Origin of the sequence: Pseudomonas sp. Z5-35 (assembly GCF_051131945.1) — a bacterium.
Classification (GTDB): domain Bacteria; phylum Pseudomonadota; class Gammaproteobacteria; order Pseudomonadales; family Pseudomonadaceae; genus Aquipseudomonas; species Aquipseudomonas marvdashtae.
Genome location: NZ_CP071640.1, coordinates 1,851,554 through 1,871,110, shown reverse-complemented (window position 1 = coordinate 1,871,110; position 19,557 = coordinate 1,851,554). Strand labels below are relative to the sequence as shown.

17 protein-coding genes are annotated in these 19,557 nt (G+C 61.2%); 11 read left to right on the top strand and 6 right to left on the bottom strand.

Translation table 11 applies throughout. The features are described from left to right. Positions 1 to 2 precede the first annotated feature (2 nt). From J3P95_RS08890 to J3P95_RS08875, 4 genes are read left to right on the top strand one after another with little or no spacing between them, the layout of a single operon-like run. Positions 3 to 932: a metal ABC transporter substrate-binding protein gene (locus J3P95_RS08890; protein WP_434562223.1), complete on the top strand. Its 930-nt coding sequence runs from the start codon at positions 3 to 5 to the stop codon at positions 930 to 932. Then, the gene (locus J3P95_RS08885) at positions 929 to 1,684 is read left to right on the top strand and encodes a metal ABC transporter ATP-binding protein (RefSeq protein WP_434577780.1); all 756 of its coding nucleotides are present in this window, start codon (positions 929 to 931) and stop codon (positions 1,682 to 1,684) included. Before J3P95_RS08890 ends, J3P95_RS08885 begins: the two co-directional genes overlap by 4 nt. After that, the gene (locus J3P95_RS08880; RefSeq protein ID WP_434562219.1) at positions 1,681 to 2,580 is read left to right on the top strand and encodes a metal ABC transporter permease; all 900 of its coding nucleotides are present in this window, start codon (positions 1,681 to 1,683) and stop codon (positions 2,578 to 2,580) included. Before J3P95_RS08885 ends, J3P95_RS08880 begins: the two co-directional genes overlap by 4 nt. Next, positions 2,581 to 3,474 (top strand): metal ABC transporter solute-binding protein, Zn/Mn family, encoded by an 894-nt coding sequence (locus J3P95_RS08875; protein WP_434562217.1) that lies wholly within the window; start codon positions 2,581 to 2,583, stop codon positions 3,472 to 3,474. 48 nt (positions 3,475 to 3,522) lie between these two features. Here J3P95_RS08875 and prpF read toward each other — a convergent pair whose 3' ends face one another. The 5 genes from prpF to J3P95_RS08850 form a co-directional block, all read right to left on the bottom strand. Next, on the bottom strand, positions 3,523 to 4,716 hold the full coding sequence (gene prpF, locus J3P95_RS08870) for a 2-methylaconitate cis-trans isomerase PrpF (protein ID WP_434577782.1): 1,194 nt from the start codon (positions 4,714 to 4,716) through the stop codon (positions 3,523 to 3,525). Positions 4,717 to 4,766: 50 nt separating this feature from the next. Then, positions 4,767 to 7,358, bottom strand: a complete 2,592-nt coding sequence (gene acnD, locus J3P95_RS08865; RefSeq protein WP_434577783.1) for a Fe/S-dependent 2-methylisocitrate dehydratase AcnD — start codon at positions 7,356 to 7,358, stop codon at positions 4,767 to 4,769. Positions 7,359 to 7,464: 106 nt separating this feature from the next. Further along, positions 7,465 to 8,592, bottom strand: a complete 1,128-nt coding sequence (gene prpC / locus J3P95_RS08860) for a bifunctional 2-methylcitrate synthase/citrate synthase (RefSeq protein ID WP_434577785.1) — start codon at positions 8,590 to 8,592, stop codon at positions 7,465 to 7,467. Between the two features lie 43 nt (positions 8,593 to 8,635). Continuing rightward, on the bottom strand, positions 8,636 to 9,526 hold the full coding sequence (prpB, locus tag J3P95_RS08855; RefSeq protein WP_434562209.1) for a methylisocitrate lyase: 891 nt from the start codon (positions 9,524 to 9,526) through the stop codon (positions 8,636 to 8,638). Further along, on the bottom strand, positions 9,523 to 10,236 hold the full coding sequence (locus tag J3P95_RS08850; protein WP_434577787.1) for a GntR family transcriptional regulator: 714 nt from the start codon (positions 10,234 to 10,236) through the stop codon (positions 9,523 to 9,525). Before J3P95_RS08850 ends, prpB begins: the two co-directional genes overlap by 4 nt. Before the next feature lie 280 nt (positions 10,237 to 10,516). Between J3P95_RS08850 and J3P95_RS08845 the strand changes: the two genes are divergently transcribed. The 4 genes from J3P95_RS08845 (at position 10,517) to pabB (ending at position 15,193) form a co-directional block, all read left to right on the top strand. Then, on the top strand, positions 10,517 to 11,053 hold the full coding sequence (locus J3P95_RS08845; protein ID WP_186641643.1) for an ATP-dependent zinc protease family protein: 537 nt from the start codon (positions 10,517 to 10,519) through the stop codon (positions 11,051 to 11,053). Positions 11,054 to 11,058: 5 nt separating this feature from the next. Continuing rightward, complete coding sequence (locus J3P95_RS08840) at positions 11,059 to 12,591, top strand: inactive transglutaminase family protein (RefSeq protein WP_434577790.1); 1,533 nt, start codon at positions 11,059 to 11,061, stop codon at positions 12,589 to 12,591. Then, positions 12,591 to 13,577 (top strand): alpha-L-glutamate ligase-like protein, encoded by a 987-nt coding sequence (locus J3P95_RS08835; protein WP_434562203.1) that lies wholly within the window; start codon positions 12,591 to 12,593, stop codon positions 13,575 to 13,577. The genes J3P95_RS08840 and J3P95_RS08835 overlap by 1 nt, the downstream gene beginning before the upstream one ends. 272 nt (positions 13,578 to 13,849) lie before the next feature. After that, positions 13,850 to 15,193: an aminodeoxychorismate synthase component I gene (pabB, locus tag J3P95_RS08830; RefSeq protein WP_434577792.1), complete on the top strand. Its 1,344-nt coding sequence runs from the start codon at positions 13,850 to 13,852 to the stop codon at positions 15,191 to 15,193. A 52-nt stretch (positions 15,194 to 15,245) separates the two neighbouring features. Here pabB and thrH read toward each other — a convergent pair whose 3' ends face one another. Next, on the bottom strand, positions 15,246 to 15,863 hold the full coding sequence (gene thrH, locus J3P95_RS08825; protein WP_434577794.1) for a bifunctional phosphoserine phosphatase/homoserine phosphotransferase ThrH: 618 nt from the start codon (positions 15,861 to 15,863) through the stop codon (positions 15,246 to 15,248). A gap of 173 nt (positions 15,864 to 16,036) precedes the next feature. Here thrH and J3P95_RS08820 point away from each other — a divergent pair, with 173 nt between their 5' ends. The 3 genes from J3P95_RS08820 (at position 16,037) to J3P95_RS08810 (ending at position 19,556) form a co-directional block, all read left to right on the top strand. After that, entirely contained in the window at positions 16,037 to 16,780 is a 744-nt protein-coding gene (locus J3P95_RS08820) for a phosphoadenylyl-sulfate reductase (RefSeq protein WP_434562197.1), read from the top strand. 456 nt (positions 16,781 to 17,236) lie between these two features. Further along, positions 17,237 to 18,766: an NCS1 family nucleobase:cation symporter-1 gene (locus tag J3P95_RS08815; protein WP_434577796.1), complete on the top strand. Its 1,530-nt coding sequence runs from the start codon at positions 17,237 to 17,239 to the stop codon at positions 18,764 to 18,766. Between the two features lie 61 nt (positions 18,767 to 18,827). After that, positions 18,828 to 19,556, top strand: coding sequence for an aspartate/glutamate racemase family protein (locus J3P95_RS08810; RefSeq protein ID WP_434562193.1), 729 nt, complete (start codon positions 18,828 to 18,830; stop codon positions 19,554 to 19,556). The last annotated feature ends 1 nt before the right edge of the window (position 19,557 follow it).

Sequence of the window (19,557 nt, the reverse complement as noted above, 5' to 3'; positions counted from 1 at the left end):
CCATGCCTATTGCATTTCAACGCCGCCCCTTGCTGCGCCTGCTATTGATCGGCCTGCTCGCTTGCCTGGTCGCCCCACTGGCGAGCGCCGAAACATCCAAGCGCCTGCGCATCGGCATCACCTTGCACCCTTATTACAGCTACGTGGCCAACATCGTCGGCGACAAGGCCGAAGTGGTGCCGTTGATCCCGGCAGGTTTCAACCCTCACGCCTATGAACCCCGCGCGCAAGACATCAAGCGCATCGGCGGCCTGGACGTGATCGTGCTCAACGGCGTCGGCCACGACGATTTCGCCGACCGCATGATCGCCGCCAGCGAAACCCCGGGCGTCAAGGTCATAGAAGCCAACGAAAACGTACCCTTGCTGGCCGCCACGGGCACCGCCGCACGAGGCGCGGGCAAAGTCGTAAACCCACACACTTTCCTGTCCATCAGCGCGTCCATCGCCCAGGTCAACAATATCGCCCGGGAATTGGGCAAGCTCGACCCGGACAATGCCAAGGCCTATACGCAGAATGCCCGCGCCTATGGCAAGCGCCTGCGGCAGATGCGTGCCGCCGCCCTGGCCAAGCTGACCCAGGCGCCGAATGCCGAACTGCGGGTCGCCACGGTGCACGCCGCCTACGACTACCTGTTGCGCGAATTCGGTCTGGAAGTCACCGCCGTGGTCGAGCCCGCCCACGGCATCGAGCCCAGCCCCAGCCAACTGAAAAAGACCATCGACCAACTGCGTGAGTTGGACGTGAAAGTGATCTTCTCGGAGATGGACTTCCCGTCCACCTACGTCGACACCATCCAGCGTGAATCGGGGGTGAAGCTGTACCCGCTCTCGCACATCTCGTACGGCGACTACAGCGCCGAGAAGTACGAAAAGGAAATGACCGGCAACCTCGACACGGTAGTCCGAGCGATCCAGGAGTCCGGCGCATGACCGTCCAGGAAACCCTTATCCAGCCACACGCCGGACCATTGATCGAGTTCGCCGACGTGGGTCTCAACCTGGGTCGCACCACGATTCTCGACAGCGTGGCATTCCAAGTGCAACCGGGCAGCATCCATGCGCTGGTCGGCCCCAATGGTGGTGGCAAGAGTTCGCTGATCAAGACTTTGCTCGGGCAGATGCCGCATCAGGGCCGCTTGAGCCTGCGATGGCCGAGCGAGCCTGGGGTGATCGGCTACGTGCCCCAGGCATTGGAATTCGACCGGGGCCTGCCCATGACCGTGGATGATTTCATGGCGGCGATGTGTCAGCGACGGCCAGCCTTTCTCGGCCTGAGCAAACACTACGCTGGCGCCATCGGCCAGGCGCTGGAGCGGGTCGGAATGCAGGACAAGCGCAAGCGGCGCATGGGCGCGTTGTCAGGCGGCGAGCGCCAGCGGGTGTTGTTGGCCCAGGGGTTGATTCCTTCACCGCAATTGCTGGTGCTGGATGAACCGATGTCGGCGCTGGACGAAGCAGGCATCCAGGTGTTTGAAAAATTGCTACAAGACTGGCGCCTTGCCGGAATCACGGTGCTGTGGATCGAACACGACCTGGAAGCCGTCGGGCGCCTGGCTGACCGCGTCACCGGCCTGAATCGCCGCGTTCTGTTCGATGGCCCGCCGCGCCAGACCCTGACACCGGAACGCCTGCTGACGCTGTTTTCCACCCATCCACGCACGAACGGGAGCGCCGCCGGATGAGTTACGAAGCCTTTCGCTTGATGATCCAGGGCTGGGCCTCGTCCGGTTATCTGCCCGAGGCGCTCGCCTATGGATTCGTAGTCAATGCCTTGCTGGCCGGGCTATTGATCGGGCCGGTGCTGGGCGGCCTTGGCACGCTGGTAGTGGTCAAGCGCTTCGCGTTTTTCTCCGAGGCGGTGGGCCATGCGGCGCTGACTGGCGTGGCCATTGGTATCTTGCTCGGCGAACCCTACACCGGGCCCTACGGCAGCCTGTTCGGCTACTGCCTGCTGTTCGGCATCTTGCTCAATTACTTGCGCAACCGCACGGGCCTGGCGCCGGACACCTTGATCGGCGTTTTCCTTTCGGTGTCCCTGGCCCTGGGCGCCAGCCTGCTGTTGATCCTGGCGGGCAAGATCAATGTGCACATCCTGGAAAACGTGTTGTTCGGCTCGGTGCTGACGGTCAATGGCAACGACCTCGTGGTGCTGGCGGTGGTCGGCTCGCTGGTGATGGCCCTGGCGCTGCCGCTGTACAACCGAATCATGCTCGCCAGTTTCAATCCGCAATTGGCGGCGGTACGCGGGGTCGCAGTCAAGACCCTGGACTATCTATTCGTGGTGCTGGTGACCCTGATCACCGTGGCAGCGGTGAAGGTCATCGGCGCCATTCTGGTCGGTGCGCTGCTGGTGATTCCGGCCGCGGCCGCGCGTCTGCTCAGCCAATCGTTGAAAGGCTTTTTCTGGTGCTCGGTTTTGATTGCGACCGTCAGCACGTTGTGCGGGATCCTGGCGCCGATTGTCTTCGACCTGCCGATCCCATCCGGTGCCGCGATCATTCTGGTGGCCGGTATCGCATTCGCCCTTGCCGCCATCGCCCGAGGGGTTGTCCCCCAACTGAAAGGGAATCTTGGATAAATGTTTTTTTCATTACGACAACTGGCCTTGGCCTTCACCTTGTGCGGCGTCGTCGCCACCTCGTCATTTGCTGACGAAAAGGTCCGTCTGCTTGCCTCGCTGCCGATCACCTACGGCTTGAGCGACGCCTTGCTCAAGGGCACCGATGTCAGCCTGGACCGGGCCGCGCCGGACAATCTACCCGGTACCCGGCAAAGCGCATATTTCAGCGGGCGTGGCGCCGCGGCACTGGGCAAACTCGCCGGTGAGGCTGACGCGGTGATCGGCCTGCGCTCGCTGTGGCCGGACGATCCGCTGTATCCGATGGCCCGGCGCAGCAATATCCACATTGTCGAGGTCGACGCGGCGCGCCCGGTGGACGGCGCCCTGCCCGGTATCGCCGTGCAACCGGGCATGGCCGATGGCCTGGCGAGCCAGCCGTGGATGGCCAGCCATAACCTTGGCCGGATGGCCGATGTGATCGCCGCCGACCTGGTGCGCCTGGCCCCGACGGCCAAGTCGAAGATCAACGCCAACCTCGCGACGCTCAAGCAACGCTTGCTCAAGCTCAGCGCCGACAGCGAAAAAAGGCTCGCCGGGGCTGACAACTTGAGTGTGGTAAGCCTGAGCGAGCATTTTGGCTACTTGATCAGCGGGTTGAATCTGGATGGGATCAGCACCGATGCCCGGCCCGATGCCGACTGGACACCCGACGCCCTGAAGCAGCTGGCCGCCACGTTGAAAGACAACGACGTCGCGCTGGTCCTGCATCACCGAGAGCCGTCGCAAGCATTGAAAGCGGCCATTGTAGAAGGCGGTAGCCAACTGTTGGTGTTGAGTACCGACGGCGCCGATCCGGTGGCGGAGCTGGAAGGTAACGTGGCCTTGGTCGTCGCCGCGTTGACGAAGGACTGACGGCAACAACGCAATCAGCCGAGGAAGCGAGCTCCCGCAAAGATTGATTCAGGTCAGGACATCCCCTGGCACCCGCACAAACCCTTCCATCAGCACCCGCGCGCTGCGGCTCATGATGGCTTTTTTCACGGTCCATTCGCCGCCGACCTGGCTGGCCTCGGCGCCGACGCGCAGGGTGCCGGACGGGTGCCCGAAGCGTACGGCGGTGCGTTCGGTGCCGCCGGCCGCCAGGTTCACCAGAGTGCCGGAAATGGCGGCGGCGGTGCCGATGGCAACGGCGGCGGTGCCCATCATCGCGTGGTGCAGCTTGCCCATGGACAGTGCCCGCACCAGCAAGTCGACGTCGCCGGCCGCCACGGCTTTTCCGCTGGATGAAACGTAGTCCGCCGGCGAGGCGACAAACGCTACCTTAGGCGTGTGTTGGCGCTGGGCGGCCTCGTCCAGATGCTTGATCAGCCCCATGCGCAAGGCACCGTAAGCGCGGATTGTCTCGAACATCGCCAGGGCTTTCGGATCGCCATTGATCGCACCCTGCAGCTCAGTGCCGGTGTAACCGACGTCGCGGGCATTGATGAAAATAGTCGGGATGCCTGCGTTGATCAGGGTCGCCTTGAGTGTCCCGACGCCCGGCACCTCCAAGTCGTCCACCAGATTGCCGGTGGGAAACATCGAGCCGCCACCGCCCTCCTCCTCGGCTGCCGGGTCCATGAATTCCAGCTGCACTTCGGCCGCTGGAAAGGTCACGCCGTCGAGTTCAAAGTCACCGGTTTCCTGCACCGCGCCGTTGGTAATCGGCACATGAGCGATGATGGTCTTGCCGATGTTGGCCTGCCAGATCCGCACCACGGCGGTACCGTTTTGCGGGATGCGACTGGTCTCCAGCAAACCACTGCTGATGGCGAATGAACCGACCGCCGCCGACAGGTTCCCGCAATTGCCGCTCCAATCCACGAACGGTTTATCGATGGACACCTGGCCGAACAGGTAATCGACATCGTGGTCGGCCCGGGTGCTCTTGCACAGGATCACGGTCTTGCTGGTGCTGGACGTGGCGCCGCCCATGCCATCGATCTGCTTCTCGTACGGGTCGGGGCTGCCGATCACCCGTAGCAACAAGGCATCCCGGACCGGACCCGGGACCCGGGCCGCTTCGGGCAGATCTTGCAGGCTGAAGAAAACACCTTTGCTGGTGCCGCCACGCATGTAGGTCGCGGGGATCTTGATTTGCGGCGAGTGAGCCATGTGCTCTAACTCCTGAAAAAAGGCGGCCAGATACTGGCCACCCAAACGATTTAAACGGCAACCGCCGATTCAAGGAAATCCTGGGCAAAGCGTTGCAGCACGCCCCCGGCTTCGTAGATCGACACTTCTTCGGCCGTGTCGAGACGGCAGGTCACCGGCACTTCGACGCGCTCGCCGTTCCTGCGAGTGATAACCAAGGTCAGCGTCGCTCGCGGGGTGCGCTCGCCGATCACGTCATAAATTTCGCTGCCGTCGATGCCCAGGGTCTTGCGGTCCGTGCCGGGCTGGAATTCCAGCGGTAATACACCCATGCCCACCAGGTTGGTGCGGTGGATGCGTTCGAAACCTTCGGCGGCGATCGCCTCGACACCGGCCAGGCGCACGCCCTTGGCCGCCCAGTCCCGCGACGAACCCTGGCCATAATCGGCACCGGCAATGATGATCAACGGCTGCTTGCGTTCCATGTAGGTTTCAATCGCTTCCCACATGCGCATGACCTGGCCTTCCGGCTCGACCCGGGCCAGGGAGCCCTGCTTGACCTTGCCGTTCTCCTGGACCATTTCGTTGAACAGTTTCGGGTTGGCAAAGGTGGCGCGCTGCGCGGTCAGGTGGTCGCCACGGTGAGTCGCGTAGGAGTTGAAGTCTTCTTCCGGCAAGCCCATTTTCGCCAGGTATTCGCCGGCGGCACTGTTCAGCATGATGGCGTTGGACGGCGACAGGTGATCGGTGGTGATGTTGTCCGGCAACACCGCCAGCGGACGCATGCCCTTGAGCGGTCGCGCGCCGGCCAGTGCGCCTTCCCAATACGGCGGACGACGGATGTAGGTGCTTTGTGGGCGCCAGTCGTACAGCGGCGTGACTTTAGGCCCGGTGTCTTCCTGGATGGCGAACATCGGGATGTACACCTGGCGGAACTGCTCCGGTTTTACCGATGCCTTGACCACCGCGTCGATTTCTTCGTCGCTCGGCCAGATGTCCTTGAGACGGATCTCGCGGCCGTCGACCATGCCCAGCACATCCTTCTCGATGTCGAAGCGGATGGTCCCGGCGATGGCGTAAGCCACCACCAGCGGCGGCGAAGCGAGGAACGCCTGCTTGGCGTACGGGTGGATGCGCCCGTCGAAGTTGCGGTTGCCCGACAGCACCGCGGTGGCGTACAGGTCGCGGTCGATGATTTCCTGTTGGATCAGCGGGTCCAGCGCGCCGGACATGCCGTTGCAGGTGGTGCAGGCAAACGCAACGACGCCGAAGCCCAGCTTCTCGAGTTCGGTCGTCAGGCCGGCTTCATCCAGGTACAGCGCCACGGTTTTCGAACCCGGCGCCAGGGACGACTTGACCCACGGCTTGCGGGCCAGGCCCAGGCGGTTGGCGTTGCGTGCCAGCAGGCCGGCGGCGATCACGTTGCGCGGGTTGCTGGTGTTGGTGCAACTGGTGATGGCAGCGATGATCACCGCGCCGTCGGGCATCTGCCCGGGCACATCGTCCCACTGGCCGGAAATGCCTTTGGCAGCCAGGTCCGATACCGCGACGCGGGCGTGGGGGTTGCTGGGACCTGCCATGTTGCGCACCACCGACGACAGGTCGAAGGTCAGGCCGCGCTCGTATTGCGCGCCCTTGAGGCCATCCGCCCACAGGCCCACGTGCTTGGCATAGGTTTCCACCAACTGCACCTGGGTGTCTTCGCGGCCGGTGAGCTTCAAGTAATCGATCGTCTGCTGATCGATATGGAACATCGCCGCCGTGGCGCCGTATTCGGGGGCCATGTTGGAGATCGTCGCGCGGTCGCCCAAGGTCAGGGCACTGGCGCCTTCGCCGAAAAACTCCAGCCAGGCACCGACGACTTTTTGCTTGCGCAGGAATTCGGTCAGTGCCAGCACCATGTCGGTGGCGGTGATGCCCGGCTGCAGTTTGCCGGTCAGCTCGACACCGATGATTTCCGGCAGACGCATCCATGAGGCGCGACCGAGCATGACACTTTCGGCTTCCAGGCCGCCGACGCCGATGGCGATCACGCCCAGGGCATCGACGTGGGGCGTGTGGCTGTCGGTGCCGACGCAGGTGTCGGGGAACGCCACGCCGTCACGCTGTTGGATCACCGGCGACATTTTTTCCAGGTTGATCTGGTGCATGATCCCGTTGCCCGGCGGAATCACGTCGACGTTCTTGAAGGCTTTCTTGGTCCAGTTGATGAAGTGAAAGCGGTCTTCGTTGCGCCGGTCTTCGATGGCACGGTTCTTCGCGAACGCCTGGGGATCGGACCCGCCGCTCTCCACCGCCAGCGAATGGTCGACGATCAGTTGGGTCGGCACCACCGGATTGACCTGCGCCGGATCGCCGCCTTGCAAGGCGATGGCATCGCGCAGGCCAGCAAGGTCCACCAGGGCGGTCTGGCCAAGAATGTCATGACACACCACCCGCGCCGGGAACCACGGGAAATCCAAGTCGCGCTTGCGCTCGATCAGTTGCAGCAGCGACTCGCGCAGCGTGGCCGGATCGCAGCGGCGCACGAGGTTTTCCGCCAGCACGCGTGAGGTGTATGGCAGGCCGTCATAGGCGCCGGGGCGGATGGCCTCCACGGCAGCGCGAACGTCGAAATAATCCAGCGAAGTGCCGGGCAGCGATTTGCGAAATTCTGTGTTCATCGTCAGGACTCGGGTCACGGTGGTTTCAGAAAGGCGCTTGCCACGACCAGGATCGTTCCTACGCAGAGCTTGGGAACGATCCTGGTAATCGCGTGAGCCCTCCCGCTCAGCGTTGTTCGATTGGCACGAACTTGCGCTGTTCGACGCCGGTGTATTCGGCGCTCGGTCGGATGATGCGGTTGTTGGCGCGTTGTTCGAACACGTGGGCGGCCCAGCCGGTCAGGCGCGAGCAAACGAAGATCGGCGTAAACAGCTTGGTCGGGATGCCCATGAAGTGGTACGCCGAGGCATGGTAGAAGTCGGCATTGGGGAACAGCTTCTTCTGCTCCCACATGGTCTTGTCAATGGCTTCGGACACTGGGAACAGCACCGTGTCGCCCACTTCGTCGGCGAGTTTTTTCGACCAGCCCTTGATCACCTCGTTGCGCGGGTCGTTGTCCTTATAGATCGCGTGGCCGAAGCCCATGATCTTATCCTTGCGCGCCAGCATGCCGAGAGTGCCTTCGATGGCCTCCTGGGGCGAGCTGAAGCGCTCGATCATTGCCATCGCCGCTTCGTTGGCGCCACCGTGCAACGGGCCGCGCAACGAGCCGATGGCAGCGGTGATGCAGGAGAACAGGTCCGACAGTGTGGAAGCGCAGACCCGGGCGGTGAAGGTCGAGGCGTTGAATTCGTGCTCGGCGTAGAGGATCAGCGATACGTTTATGACCTTGACGTGCAACTCGCTCGGCTTTTTGCCGTGCAACAGCTGCAGGAAGTGGCCGCCGATAGAGGCTTCGTCGGTCACACACTCGATGCGCTGGCCTTCGTGACTGAAGCGGTACCAGTAGCACATGATCGCCGGGAATGCGCCCAACAGGCGATCGGTCTTGTCGTGCTGCTCGGAAAAGTCGTTCTCTGGTTCAAGATTGCCCAGGAACGAGCAGCCAGTGCGCATCACATCCATCGGATGGGCGTCGGCAGGAATGCGCTCTAGCACTTCTTTCAACGCCTGGGGCAAGTCGCGCAATTGGCTGAGCTTGCGTGTGTAGGCGTCGAGTTGCGCCTGGGTCGGCAGTTCGCCGTACAGCAGCAGGTAAGCCACTTCTTCAAATTGTGCATCAGCCGCCAGGTCGCGAACGTCGTAGCCGCGATAGGTCAGGCCGGCACCCGACTGGCCTACGGTGGACAATGCGGTTTGCCCGGCCACCTGGCCACGGAGCCCGGCGCCACTGAGTACTTTTGCTTCGGCCATTAGTGCTATCTCCATTTTCTTGAATTTGTCGGGGAGCCGCGCCTTACTTCTTCGCCGCGAACAACGCATCGAGCTTCTGCTCGAACGTGTGGTAGTCGATGCGATCGTAAAGCTCCATACGGGTCTGCATGGTGTCGATGACATTCTGTTGCGTGCCGTCGCGGCGGATCGCGGTGTAGACATTCTCGGCGGCCTTGTTCATCGCGCGGAACGCCGACAGCGGATACAGCACCAGGGACACGTCGGCCCCGGCGAGTTGCTCGGTGGTGTACAGCGGGGTTGCGCCGAACTCGGTGATGTTGGCCAGGATCGGCGCTTTCACGCGGCTGGCGAACAGCTTGTACATGTCCAATTCGGTGATGGCTTCGGGAAAAATCATGTCGGCACCGGCCTCGATGCACGCGGCCGCACGGTCCAGGGCCGATTCCAAGCCTTCCACCGCCAGGGCATCGGTCCGCGCCATGATCACGAAACTGTCGTCGGTGCGGGCATCGACGGCGGCCTTGATGCGGTCGACCATCTCCTGCTGCGAGACGATTTCCTTGTTTGGACGATGGCCGCAACGCTTGGCGCCGACCTGATCTTCGATATGAATCGCCGCCGCGCCGAACTTGATCATCGATTTGACCGTACGGGCGACGTTGAACGCCGAGGAACCAAACCCGGTGTCGACGTCCACCAGTAGCGGCAGATCGCAGACGTCGGTGATACGGCGCACATCGGTCAGCACGTCATCCAGGCCGGTAATCCCCAGGTCGGGCACGCCAAGGGAGCCGGCCGCCACGCCGCCGCCCGAAAGGTAGATTGCCTTGAAGCCGGCGCGCTTGGCCAGCAACGCATGGTTGGCGTTGATGGTGCCGACCACTTGCAATGGATGCTCGGCGGCGACCGCATCGCGAAAACGCTGGCCTGGCGTGCTCTTGCTGGAACTCATGACTCACCTCGTTGAGTGGCGGCGCTGTCCTGGAAATGGCGCGCGATATTGCGTTTGGAAGCGCCGATGTGCCGGCGCATCAATAACTCAGCCAGTTCGCCATCACGGTCGGCGATGGCGTCGAGAATCCGGTGATGCTCGGCAAAGGCTTGGCGCGGACGGTTTGGCGTGGTGGAAAACTGGATGCGATACATGCGCACCAGTTGGTACAACTCGCCGCAGAGCATTTGCGTCAGGGTGCGGTTGCCGCTGCCCTGGATGATCCGGTAATGAAAGTCGAAATCACCTTCCTGCTGGTAGTAACCGACACCGGCCTGGAACGCCGCATCGCGCTCGTGGGTTTCCAGCACACGGCGCAGTTCGTCGATTTCTTCCAGAGTCATGCGCTCGGCCGCCAGACGGCAGGCCATGCCTTCGAGGGATTCACGGATTTCGTAGAGTTCCAGCAGTTCGGCATGGCTCAGCGACACCACCCGCGCCCCAACATGCGGGATGCGCACCAGCAGGCGCTGGCCTTCCAGGCGATGGATCGCCTCGCGTAGCGGCCCGCGGCTGATTCCGTAGGTCCGGGCCAGCTCGGGCTCGGAGATCTTGCTGCCGGGGGCGATTTCGCCTTTGACGATGGCGGCCTGGATACGCCGGAAGACGTTCTCGGACAGGGTTTCCGTGTCGTCCGGGGCAACCGTCGGTGTTTCGAGCTGATCGAGCATATTGTCGACACCTTACAAATCAATACGGCAAAAACTACCCGCTCAATCTATAAACGTCAAAGTAAAATTATGGATTGTCGACAATCGCCTAATAAACGCTCCTGAGATAACCACCGTTCAGAAGCATCGTAGCCCCCGGCCAGCGGTGGCGTCAGAAAACCACCGTGCTAGAATGCCGCCGCAATTGCCGCTCTCCCTATATATAGAGAAGGCAACCTAGGAGCTTGTGCAGTAATGCCAGGGCCTGAACCGATAAACGGAACGCTGCGCACCAGGATCTATGACACTCAAGCCCTTATCTGCTGCTTTCTATTTCATGTGCCTGCCGGGGCTTGCCGCGGCGGGTGAAAAAACCGTGTACGGCCTCAACGAATATGCAGCGCTGCAAGGCATCGACCTGGAGGTCGCCGCCAAGCTCGACACCGGCGCCAAGACCGCATCCCTCAGCGCCAGGGACATCAAGCGTTTCAAGCGCAATGGCGAATCCTGGGTGCGTTTCTACCTGGCCATCGACGCGGCCCATTCTCACCCCATCGAACGCCCGCTGGCCCGAGTCAGCAAGATCAAGCGTCGCGCCGGTGACTACGACCCGGAAGAAGGCAAGAAATACACGGCCCGGCCGGTCATTGAACTGGACATCTGCATGGGCTCCGCCCTGCGCAGCATTGAAGTGAACCTGACCGACCGCAGCGCCTTCCAATACCCGTTGCTGATCGGCTCCGAAGCGCTCAAGCGTTTCGATGCGCTGGTCGACCCCAGTCTTAAATACGCTGCCGGCAAACCCGCCTGCGCCAATGCCGCTCATACCGCAGAGTAATTCCAATGCGCTCCCTTACCCTCCATCTGAAAATGCTGATCGCCATCCTGGTGGTGCTGGGCCTGTCGGTGACGGCCTATCAGATTTTCGTGCTCGGCATCCCGGTCACCGAAGACGCCACCGACGACTTGTGGAACATCGACGCCAAGGTCGAATTCGTGCCCAACGCCAAGGATCCGGTGAAAATCCAGATGTTCGTGCCGCCCTTGAGCCGCGACTATGTGAGCCTCAATGAGAGTTTCATTTCCAACAATTACGGCGTGGCGGTGAACCGGGTCGACGGCAACCGCAAGGTGACGTGGTCGGCCCGTCGCGCCAAAGGCAACCAGACCCTGTATTACCGCCTGGTGCTGACCAAGCGCTACAGCGCCGAGAAAACCAAGGTCAAGGGCCCGACTTTCCGTGACAGCATCGCCGTCGAGGGCCCGGAAAAACTGGCCGCCGAAGCATTGCTGGCGCCGATCCGCCAGCATTCGGCGGATGTCGAGACGTTTATCAGCGAAGCCATCAAGCGGGTCAACAACCTCAACGATGACAACGTCAAGCTGCTGCTGGCCGGCGATCCTTCGTCGAGCAATAAAGCCAAAATCGTCGAGTTGGTGCTGTCCATCGCCCACGTGCCGGTGGAAAAAGTCCATACCATCCGCCTGGTCGCCGACCAGCCGCAGACGCCTGAACTGTGGCTACGCAGTTTCAACGGCACCGACTGGCTGTACTTCAACCCCGACTCCGGCGAGCAAGGCCTGCCGACCGACCGCCTGCTGTGGTGGACCGGCGACGAGAACCTGATCACCGTCGATGGCGGCAAGAAAGCCGCCGTCACCTTCAGCATGAACAACAGCGAAATGAACGCCATTCGCCTGGCCAAGCTGACGGACGAGAACACCGACGCCAACTTCCTCGAGTACTCGCTCTACGGATTGCCGCTGCAAACCCAGCAGACGTTCATGATCATGGTGATGATCCCGATTGGCGTGCTGGTGATCCTGGTGTTGCGTAACCTGATCGGCCTGCAGACCCTCGGGACGTTCACCCCGGTGCTGATCGCCTTGGCCTTCCGCGAAACCCAGCTGGGCTTCGGCATCATCCTGTTCACGGTGATTACCACCCTGGGCCTGTCGCTGCGCTCCTATTTGGAGCACCTCAAGCTGCAGATGCTGCCAAGGCTCTCGGTGGTGCTGACGTTCGTGGTGGTGCTGATCGCCGCGATCAGCCTGTTCAGCCACAAGTTGGGCCTGGAGCGCGGCTTGTCGGTGGCGCTGTTCCCGATGGTGATCCTGACCATGACCATCGAACGCCTGTCCATCACCTGGGAAGAACGCGGCGCCGGCCACGCGATGAAAGTCGCCATCGGCACGCTGTTCGCCGCGTCGCTGGCGCACCTGATCATGAGCGTGCCGGAGCTGGTGTACTTCGTGTTCACCTTCCCGGCGATCCTGCTAATCCTGGTGGGCTTCATGCTGGCCATGGGTCGTTATCGTGGTTATCGCCTGACCGAGCTGGTGCGGTTCAAGGCCTTCGTCAAGGCTGACTCCTGATGTTCGGCCTGTGGAAAACCTGGAAGGCCCTGGAAGCCCGGGGCATCATGGGCATCAATCGGCGTAACGCCGACTACGTGCTCAAGTACAACAAGCGCAGCCTGTATCCCATCGTCGATGACAAGATCATCACCAAGGAGCGGGCAATCATTGCCGGTATTCACGTACCGGAGTTGTATGGAGTGATTTCCACCGAGAAGGAAATCGACAAGCTCGACGAAATCATCGGGGGGCGTACCGATTTCGTGATCAAGCCGGCCCAGGGCGCCGGGGGCGACGGCATCATAGTGATCGCCGACCGCTTCGAGGGTCGCTATCGAACCGTGTCTGGCAAAATCATCAGCCACGAAGAAATCGAGCACCACATCTCCAGCATCCTTACGGGTCTGTACTCCCTTGGCGGACACCGTGACCGCGCACTGATCGAATACCGTGTGACCCCAGACCAGATCTTCAAGAGCATCAGCTACGAAGGCGTGCCGGACATCCGTATCATCGTGCTGATGGGCTATCCGGTGATGGCCATGTTGCGACTGCCGACCCGCCAGTCCGGCGGCAAGGCCAACCTGCACCAGGGCGCCATTGGCGTCGGCGTTGACCTCGCCACGGGCCTGACCCTGCGCGGAACCTGGCTGAACAACATCATCACTAAACACCCCGACACCACCAACGCAGTGGACGGCGTGCAACTGCCCTATTGGGACGGTTTCATGAAACTGGCCGCCGGTTGCTATGAACTTTGCGGGCTGGGCTACATCGGTGTCGACATGGTCCTGGACCAGGAAAAAGGCCCGTTGATCCTGGAACTGAACGCCCGGCCGGGCCTGAACATCCAGATTGCCAACGACTGCGGCCTGACCTTGCGCACCCATGCCGTTGAAGCACGCCTGGAAGAACTCAAGGCCCGGGGTGTTATCGAAACCGTGGAAGAACGCGTGGCGTTTGCCCAGGAGTTGTTTGGGCATATTCCGCCGGTTGAGGGTTGAAGCTGAGGATGAAAACCGAAGCTGAAGGTTGAACCCTGTGGCGAGGGAGCTTGCTCCCGCTGGGTTGCGCAGCAACCCCAAAGCCCAGCACCTCGGTGTATCAGAATGATCGCGCTCAACTGCCCAGGGGGCCGCAGCCCAGCGGGAGCAAGCTCCCTCGCCACGGGTCTCATTGAAACTTCAGACCTGTTCAATACCGACATCCCTCTAGGAGCAAATCCTACAGGGGATTACAATCGCCCCCCCGCCTGAACGGCTGATCTGCCCCGCCCATGCCAACCTGCTCCGTACACTCGCTGCCCTATCGCGCCGATCCCGCCGAATACTTTGCGGCGATCCGCCATGCCCCAGGCAGCGTGCTGCTCGACAGCGGCCGACCGAGTGCCGAACGCGGTCGTTATGACCTGCTCAGCGCCTGGCCATTGGAGCAACTGATGGTATTGCCGGAGGAACGTGGCGGTGATTTCCTGCACCGCCTTCGGCTCCATCTGACGCAACTGGGCCGCGCAGACCTACCGGCCCAGGTCCAATTGCCCTTCGCCGGCGGCTTGATCGGTTACATGAGTTACGACTTCGGCCGACACCTTGAAGTCCTGCCGTCCCACGCCAAGGACGACCTGCAATTGCCTGACGCGCGTTTTGGCCTGTACGACTGGGCGCTGATCACCGATCACCAGGTCCGCACTAGCCAACTCGTCTTCCATCCCCACTGCAGCGAAAGCGAACGCCAGCAACTGATCGAATTGTTCGCCCGTCCAAACCCGCCGCCCGTCACTGCGTTCAACCTTCAAGGCCCGATGACGCCCGACCTCAGCGCCGAGGACTATCGGCAAGCATTCGAGCGTATCCAGGCCTATATCCAGGCCGGCGATTGTTATCAAGTCAACTTTGCCCAACGTTTTCGCGCCCCCTGCCAAGGCGATGCCTGGGTCGCTTATCAGGCGCTGCGGGCGGCTTGCCCGACGCCGTTCTCCGGTTTCCAGAGCCTGCCGGGCGGCGGTGCGGTGCTGAGCCTGTCGCCGGAACGTTTCGTCAAGGTCAGCGAACGCCACGTCGAAACCCGGCCGATCAAGGGCACCCGGCCTCGCGGCACCACGCCTGGGGAAGATGCCGCCCACGCCGCCGAGCTGCTGGCCAGCCCGAAAGACCGGGCGGAAAACCTGATGATCGTCGACCTGCTGCGCAACGACCTGGGCCGCACGTGCCGCGTTGGCTCGGTGCGGGTGCCGGAGTTGTTCAGCCTGGAAAGCTACCCGAATGTGCATCACTTGGTCAGCAGCGTGACCGGCGAGCTGGATGCTGACAGGGATGCCCTGGACTTGATCGCCGGCAGCTTCCCCGGCGGTTCGATCACCGGCGCGCCGAAAATTCGCGCCATGCAGATCATCGACGAACTCGAACCGACCCGACGCGGGCTTTATTGCGGCTCGTTGCTGTACCTGGACGTGCGCGGGGAAATGGACAGCTCCATTGCCATCCGCAGCTTGCTGGTCAAGGATGGGCAGGTCTGTTGCTGGGGAGGCGGCGGGATTGTCGCGGACTCGGAGTGGGAGGCGGAGTATCAGGAGTCGATGACCAAGGTCCGGGTCCTGCTCGAAACCCTGCAGGAACTCTAGGACTCCAGTGATCGCTCCTACGCTCCCGTAGGAACGATCAACCCGCTCAGGTCTACAGACTCAAGGGCCGATTCGAAGCCTCGATGAACGCCTGCTTCAACTCGGCAAAGGTATGCACCGCCGGGAACTGCGGGAATTCGCGGATCACATTGTCAGGCGCATGGAACAGAATCCCCGCGTCGGCTTCACCCAGCATCGTGGTGTCGTTGTAGGAATCCCCCGCCGCAATTACACGGTAGTACAGGCTCTTGAAGGCCAGGACCGACTGCCGTTTCGGATCCTTCTGACGCAACTGATAGCCAGTCACCCGCCCGTGGTCGTCAGTGATCAGCCGATGGCAGAGCAGCGTTGGAAAGCCCAGCTGACGCATCAACGGCTGGGAGAATTCATAGAATGTGTCCGAGAGAATCACCACCTGGAAGCGCTCGCGCAGCCAATCGACGAATTCGATGGCACCGTCCAGTGGTTTGAGGGTGGCGATCACTTCCTGGATATCGGAGAGCTTGAGGCCATGGTCGTCGAGGATGCGCAATCGCTGCTTCATCAGCACGTCGTAATCGGGAATGTCCCGAGTGGTTGCCCTGAGGGATTCAATCCCGGTTTTTTCAGCGAAGGCGATCCAGATCTCCGGGACCAACACACCTTCCAGGTCGAGACAGGCAATTTCCACAAGACACTCCCATTTTTTGCTGTTTATCGGTTGAGCGAACCAAAGGACTGCCGACTCTAGCCATTTGCCGAGACCTGCGCAACGCACAGGAGCGCGCCAGCCCGGGCAGCTTTTTGTTACCATCAGCCCCATATAGAGCGCCCAGCGCCACCGACCTGTAGGAAACCGCCCTGATGAGCCCAACGTTTGACGTCGTGGAACTCGCCACGACCTATGCCAACAAGTCCCCGCAGGACATCCTCAAGCTGGCCTTCGCCGAATTTGGCGACGACCTGTGGATATCCTTCAGTGGCGCCGAAGACGTGGTGCTGGTGGACATGGCCTGGAAGCTGAACAAGAACGTCAAGGTGTTCAGCCTCGACACCGGTCGCCTGCATCCGGAGACCTATCGTTTCATCGATCAGGTGCGCGAGCACTACAAGATCGAGATCGAGCTGGTCTCGCCGGACTACACGAAACTTGAACCCTTCGTGAAGGAAAAAGGCTTGTTCAGCTTCTATAAGGATGGCCACGGCGAGTGCTGCGGGATTCGCAAAATCGAACCGTTGCGGCGCAAACTGGCCGATGTCCGCGCCTGGGCCACCGGCCAGCGCCGCGACCAGAGCCCCGGCACCCGCAGCCAGGTGGCGGTGCTGGAAATCGATACCGCGTTTTCTACCCCGGAACGCACGCTGTACAAGTTCAACCCTTTGTCGCAAATGACCAGCGAAGAAGTCTGGGGCTATATCCGCATGCTGGAGCTGCCCTACAACAGCCTGCACGAGCGCGGCTTCATCAGCATCGGCTGCGAACCCTGCACCCGTCCGGTCCTGCCGAACCAGCACGAGCGCGAAGGCCGCTGGTGGTGGGAAGAAGCCACGCAGAAAGAATGCGGGTTGCATGCCGGCAACATCATCGCCAAGTCCAAGGTGGTCTGATAGCACGCAGTTTCCTGTACACAAAAATGTCACCACAAGTGGCATTTTTGTGTGCATTGATTCCATCACTGCGCTAAAAAGTTACAACTTGCTTCGATTCCTTACTCCGTCTCGACTCTCCCTTCCCTGCCTCTTTTGTAAAATTACCTGTTTGAATGGTCAGTTTTTACCTGCGCTATTTCAAATACTTATCTTTAATCAATAACAAAATGAAATTAGCAAGCTACGGGTTAGATTCAAGGCTGGCATAAATCTGGCTTGAGGTGGAAGACGTTTTGTATACAACTAACAACAAAACGTACACACACTTTAGATCCGCCAGCCTGAAGCGCCCTATCCCGTACAGGCTGCAGATGCCCCGTAATCAATGATTGCTCACCCCGCCGCGACGAAGATCTGCCGAGCCCCGCGCTCATGCACAGTCATCGCGGCCCTGAGAATCAGGAGCCTGCCGGAATGCGTACAAGTCTCTCTAATAACATCGCGCTGGATCTGCCCTCCCCAACTACTGCCTTTGATGACCCAACCGCAGCCCTTCCCACGTTGAGCCCCAGGCTACACAACAAGGATCTCGCACCGACCAAGGCCGAGGGCCGACGCTGGGGCCGCTATAGCATCTTTGCCCTGTGGACGAACGACGTGCATAACATCGCCAATTATTCGTTCGCCATAGGCCTGTATGCGTTGGGCCTGGGCGCTTGGCAAATCCTCCTCTCGCTGGGGATCGGCGCAGCGTTGGTGTATGGCTTCATGAATCTATCCGGCTACATGGGCCAGAAGACCGGCGTGCCGTTTCCTGTCATCAGTCGGATCAGTTTCGGCATTCATGGCGCGCAGATTCCTGCACTGATCAGGGCAGTCATTGCCATCGCCTGGTTCGGTATCCAGACGTACCTAGCGTCCGTGGTGTTCCGCGTGTTGTTGACCGCCATCCACCCAGGCTTCGCCGAGTACGATCACAACTCGATCCTCGGGCTGTCGAGCCTCGGCTGGGTGTGTTTCGTGGCGATATGGTTCGTGCAATTGGTGATCCTGGCCTACGGCATGGAAATGGTTCGCCGTTATGAAGGCTTTGCCGGCCCCGTCATCCTGGTGACGGTCGCGGCGCTGGCCGGATGGATGTACTTCCAGGCCGATGCCACCATCGCATGGTCGATCCGTGAACCGCTGACCGGCGGCGAGATGTGGCGCAACATATTCGCCGGTGGTGCCCTGTGGCTGGCGATATACGGAACCTTGATCCTGAATTTTTGCGATTTCGCCCGTTCCTCACCGTGCCGTCGGACGATTATTGTCGGAAATTTCTGGGGCCTGCCGGTCAATATTCTGGTGTTCGCTGTCATCACCATCCTGCTATGCGGTGCGCAGTTCCAGATCAATGGCCAGATCATCGAGAGCCCAACCCAGGTTATCGCCTCGATCCCCAACACCTTTTTCCTGGTGCTCGGTTGCGTGGCTTTCCTGATCGTCACCGTAGCGGTGAACATCATGGCCAACTTCGTCGCCCCGGCCTTCGTGCTCAGTAACCTGGCGCCCAAATACCTGACCTTTCGCCGCGCCGGGCTGATCAGCGCCGCCATAGCCGTGCTGATCCTGCCGTGGAACCTGTACAACAGCCCGTTGGTGATCGTGTATTTCCTGTCCGGCCTCGGCGCCCTGCTCGGGCCGCTGTACGGCGTGATCATGGTCGACTACTGGCTGCTGCGAAAAGGCCGCATCAACGTGCCACAACTGTACAGCGAGGACCCAAATGGTGCGTATTTCTACAGCAACGGCGTGAACCTGCGGGCAGTGGCGGCGTTCATTCCCGCGGCGCTGATCGCGATTATCCTGGCGCTGGTGCCCGGTTTCGACAGCGTCTCAGCGTTTTCCTGGCTGATTGGCGCCTCGATTGCAGGGTTGTTATACCTGATCATCGCCAAGCGCCAGCCGTACTACGAGGACGTCAGTGGCGAATCCATCGCCGTGGATAACGTCAGCCATTGATCCATGACCAGCGGCCCGTCAGGTGCTGGCCGCTTATTTATGTGTTTAAAAGGGACAGCTCATGCGAATTCTTGTGGTCAACGTCAACACCACCGAGTCCATCACCCAGGCCATCGCCCGGCAAGCCCAGGCAGTGGCCGCGCCAGGCACCGAAATCATCGGGCTTACGCCGCATTTCGGAGCCGACTCCATCGAAGGCAACTTTGAAAGCTATCTGGCAGCGATCGCCGTGATGGACCGGGTGATGTCTTACGACCAGCCGTTCGATGCGGTCATCCAAGCCGGTTATGGCGAACATGGCCGCGAAGGTTTGCAGGAGCTGCTCAACGTGCCGGTGGTGGACATCACCGATGCCGGCGCGAGCACCGCGATGTTCCTCGGTCATGCCTATTCGGTTGTCACTACCTTGGACCGCACGGTACCGCTGATCGAGGACCGCCTCAAACTCTCAGGACTGTTCGACCGCTGCGCCTCGGTGCGGGCCAGTGGCCTGGCAGTGCTGGAACTTGAGCAGGATCCACAACGGGCACTCGAAGCCATCGTGCATCAGGCCGAACTGGCGGTCAGCCAGGACAAGGCCGAGGTCATCTGCCTGGGTTGCGGCGGCATGGCCGGGCTCGATGAACAGATCCGCCAGCGCACTGGCGTGCCGGTGGTCGATGGGGTAACCGCAGCAGTGACCATCGCCGAATCACTGGTGCGATTAGGGTTGTCGACATCAAAAGTACGCACCTATGCGACGCCTCGGCCGAAGACCATCATTGGCTGGCCGGGTCGGTTTGGGCGATGAG